The 3,731-nt window shown below is 66.7% G+C and carries 4 protein-coding genes and 1 pseudogene; 1 reads left to right on the top strand and 4 read right to left on the bottom strand.

Features of this window, described 5'->3' with window-relative positions; genetic code table 11:
• From JHD07_RS21895 to rsmI, 4 genes and pseudogenes are all read right to left on the bottom strand, one after another.
• Positions 1-89: pseudogene (locus tag JHD07_RS21895) on the bottom strand (Flp pilus assembly protein CpaB); the annotation flags it as partial.
• A 283-nt stretch (positions 90-372) separates the two neighbouring features.
• Complete coding sequence (gshB, locus tag JHD07_RS21890) at positions 373-1,317, bottom strand: glutathione synthase (protein ID WP_291625677.1); 945 nt, start codon at positions 1,315-1,317, stop codon at positions 373-375.
• A 10-nt stretch (positions 1,318-1,327) separates the two neighbouring features.
• Entirely contained in the window at positions 1,328-1,729 is a 402-nt protein-coding gene (locus JHD07_RS21885; RefSeq protein WP_291625675.1) for a YraN family protein, read from the bottom strand.
• On the bottom strand, positions 1,716-2,666 hold the full coding sequence (gene rsmI, locus JHD07_RS21880; RefSeq protein WP_291625673.1) for a 16S rRNA (cytidine(1402)-2'-O)-methyltransferase: 951 nt from the start codon (positions 2,664-2,666) through the stop codon (positions 1,716-1,718). The genes JHD07_RS21885 and rsmI overlap by 14 nt, the downstream gene beginning before the upstream one ends.
• Before the next feature lie 338 nt (positions 2,667-3,004).
• Here rsmI and JHD07_RS21875 point away from each other — a divergent pair.
• On the top strand, positions 3,005-3,731 hold a 727-nt coding region (locus JHD07_RS21875), incomplete at its 3' end, for a penicillin-binding protein activator (RefSeq protein ID WP_291625671.1).

Genomic DNA, 3,731 nt, shown 5'->3' with positions numbered 1-3,731 from the left:
GGTGCGTTCTGATAGCCGCTCGCCAGATACGCAGCGACGCCGCCGGCGCCGAGCGCGATGACGAGAACGACAATGCGTGCGGTATTCATACGCTTCTACTCTTACGCGGGGCACTCGAACCGCACCTGGCGTGTTCCCCCGTGTCGAGGAGTAGGCAGCAAAAGTGTAAGGGGTGTTGCGAGGCCGAGTGTGATGGCTAGTGATGCTGCCGGTTCTCGGCAGATGGTGAACACGGCGTTAGCCGGCGGGCCGGTGGCTCCGTAGTTTCACGCAGTATGAAGAGCGTACGCCGTTGCGGCGCGCGGCGTCATGGTGAACGGGAGGTTAGTGAATTGGATTTAGCGGCGTGCACGGCGCGGCCCGGACGAGCCCTTACTTTTTCCGCTTGCCTTCGATCACGTCCCAGATCTTCGCCGCGACGTCGGGTCCGCCCAGCCGAGCGATGGCGCGGATGCCGGTGGGCGAGGTCACGTTGATCTCGGTGAGGTTGCCGTTGATGACGTCGATGCCGACGAACAAGAGGCCGCGCTCGCGCAGCGCCGGGCCGAGCGTGGCGCAGATCTCGCGCTCGCGCGGCGTGAGCTCGGTCTCCTGCGCCGCGCCGCCGCGCACCATGTTGGAGCGGAGGTCGTCGGCGGCTGGCACGCGGTTCACGGCGCCGGCGAACTCGCCGTTCACGAGGATGATGCGCTTGTCGCCGTGCCTCACCTCCGGGATGAATTGCTGGATCACCCAGGGCTCCTTGAAAGTGACGGAGAACATGTCGAACAGCGAGCCGAAATTCATGTCCTGCGGCATCACGCGGAACACCGCCGCGCCGCCATGGCCGTGCAGCGGCTTCATGACGACGGCGCCGTGCCGGTCGCGAAACGCGTTGATCTCGTCGAGGTCGCGCGAGATCAGTGTCGGCGGCATCAGCTGCGGAAAATTCATCACGAACAGCTTTTCCGGCGCGTTGCGCACGGAGGCGGGATCGTTGACGACCAGCGTCTTCGGATGGATGCGCTCGAGGAAATGCGTCGAGGTGATGTAGGCGAGGTCGAACGGCGGGTCCTGGCGCAGCAGCACCACATCAAAGCCGTTCAGCGGCTCGCGCCTGGGCTCGCCCAGGGTGAAGTGGTCGCCGGGCTCGTCGCGCACGGTCAGGAGCTGAACCGGCGCGACCAGCTCTTCGCCGACCATCGAGAGCTTGTCGGGCGTGTAATAGGACAGGCCGTGGCCGCGCTTCTGCGCTTCAAGAAGCAGCGCAAAGGTCGAATCGCCCTTGATGTTGATGCGGGCGATGGGATCCATCTGGACGGCGACATTGAGTTTCATGATCTGCCTTTCAGGTCGAGGCGTCGAATGCCGCCAACACATGGCGCGGAAGCGAGCGCGGCGCAATCAGCATCGCGTCGAATCGCAATTCGAATTCGGCATGCTCGGGATGCGCCACGAGCCAGCCTTGCGCGGCGTCGATGATGCGCTGCTGCTGGCGCGGCGTCACCGCAAAAGCGGCGTCGTCCAGGCTCGCCCGCGCCTTGACCTCGACGAAGGCGATCAGATTGCCGCGGCGCGCCACGATGTCGATCTCGCCATGCGGGGTGCGGTAGCGTTTGGCGAGGATGCGGTAGCCCTTGGCCATCAGATAGGCCGCGGCGCGGCTCTCCGCGGAGATGCCGGTGCGGAAGGCGGCGACGCGCTCGGGCGAGGCGATCTTCGGCTCCCGCGGCGTCTTAGTCTTCGCCATCGCCGCCCCGCTTGTCCTTTGCGAGCTCGAGCGCGCGGGCATAGACCTCGCGGCGCGGCCGCCCTGAGAGCGCGACCGCATGCGCCACGGCATCCTTGACGCTGTGCCCGGCTAGCTGCTCGCGCAAGAGTTCGTCGAGCGCGTCCGATGCCAGCACCTCGGCGCCGGCTGCAGGCGGGCCGATCACCAGGACGAATTCGCCGCGCGTCTCCGGCGCGTCGGCTTGCCGCGCCAGCTCGGCGAGGGGGGCGCGCCTGACCTCCTCGTGCAGCTTCGTCAGTTCGCGGCAGATCGCGGCCTCCCGTTCCCCCCTGATCTCGCCGAGATCGGTCAGGGTGGCCTGCATTCGATTGCCGGACTCGAACATCACCAGCGTTGCGTCGATGCGTGCGAGCTCGGCCAGGCGCGCGCGCCGTGCCGCCGATTTCGCCGGCAGGAAACCCTCGAAGAAGAACCGGTAGGTCGGCAGCGCGGCAACCGAAAGGGCCGCCAGCACCGAGGACGGGCCGGGCAGCGCATACACCGCATGGCCGGCGGCACAGACCTCGCGCACCAGCTTGAAGCCGGGATCGGAGATCAGCGGCGTGCCTGCGTCCGAGACCAGCGCGACCGAGCCGCCCGCCGCCAGCGCCTCCAGGATTTTCGGACGCGCGGCCTCGGCGTTGTGCTCGTGATATTGCCTGAGCTGCGCAGTGATCGCATAGCGCTCGGTCAGTCGCCGCGTGATGCGGGTGTCCTCGCAGGCGATGATGTCGACGCCGGCAAGCGTCTGCAGCGCGCGGACCGTGATGTCGCCGAGATTGCCGATCGGGGTCGCGACCAAATGGAGGCCCGGCGCCGCCTTCGGCGCCGCAAGCCGGTGGGCATCAATGGAGAAGCCGCGCGGGGCGGCGTCTTTGTCTTCAGGCGTATTTATCGAGGCCGGCTTTGCGCGCATAATGAGGTCAACTTAGGCACGATCCGGAAGGCTGGGAACCGGCTCTTCGAAAAAGATCGTGCCGAGGTGAGGGGTGAGGAACACTGGAATGTGCGCCGGCAGGCATCACATTCCCTAGGGAATAAGCACCCGGGTCATACTCGCGGCGAAAACGCCGCCTTGATGCCGGGTGCGGAACGGTGGACAGCTAACCGGAATTCAGGGTGCGGCCGCGTTAAGCGATCATTATCCTTTTGTTTTAGTTAACTATTCGCCGACAATATGCCTGAATCCGCGGCTTCTGTCGCGGCACGATTGTTGAGACCGGCCGGCGTCGGCTGGTCGAAAGAGAAGCTGTCATGGTGGGCCCGCGTCATCCGAAGTCTCCCGTCCCGGGTCCCCTGTCGCCAGGCGCGACCCGGCGGGGTGTGCTCGGGCTGTTGCTTGGTGCGCCCGTGCTGTCGGCCTGCGCCGGCGTGCAGCAAAGTCTCAGCCAGTTCTCCAACCCGTTCTCGAACTCCGCACCGCCGGCCCAGCCGGCGGGTCCGCAGCAACAGGCCACGACCGCCGGCACGGGCGGCGTGAAGGTCGGCCTGATCCTGCCGCTCTCGGCGGCCGGCAATGCAGGCCTCGCCGCGCAATCCATGCGCAACGCCGCCGAGATGGCGCTGGCCGAGTTCCAGAACCCCAACATCCAGCTCCTGATCAAGGACGACAACGGCAGCCCGCAGGGCGCCCAGGCAGGTGCGCAGCAGGCAGTCGACGAGGGCGCCGAGATCATCTTGGGGCCGCTGTTCGCGCAATCGGTGCCGGCGGTGGCGCAGGTCGCGCGCACGCGCGGCATCTCGGTGATCGCGTTCTCGACCGATTCGAGCATCGCCGGCCGCGGCGTCTATCTGCTCTCGTTCCTGCCGGAGTCCGATGTCAATCGCATCGTCGAATACTCCGCCAGCATTGGAAAGCGCTCCGTCGCCGTGCTGGTGCCCGACAACGCCTATGGCAATGTCGTCGAGGCCGCGGTGAAGGCGGCGGTGCCGCGCCGTGGCGGGCGCATCGTCGCTTTCGAAAGATACGGTGCCGACCGCG

Origin of the sequence: Bradyrhizobium sp. (assembly GCF_016462955.1) — a bacterium.
GTDB lineage: Bacteria > Pseudomonadota > Alphaproteobacteria > Rhizobiales > Xanthobacteraceae > Bradyrhizobium.
This window is presented reverse-complemented; position numbering and strand designations above follow the sequence as displayed.

Coding starts and splice junctions, on each gene's coding strand:
- gshB (WP_291625677.1), bottom strand. CDS start 1,317: ATGAAACTCAATGTCGCCGTCCAGATGGATCCCATCGCCCGCATCAAC.
- JHD07_RS21885 (WP_291625675.1), bottom strand. CDS start 1,729: ATGGCGAAGACTAAGACGCCGCGGGAGCCGAAGATCGCCTCGCCCGAG.
- rsmI (WP_291625673.1), bottom strand. CDS start 2,666: ATGCGCGCAAAGCCGGCCTCGATAAATACGCCTGAAGACAAAGACGCC.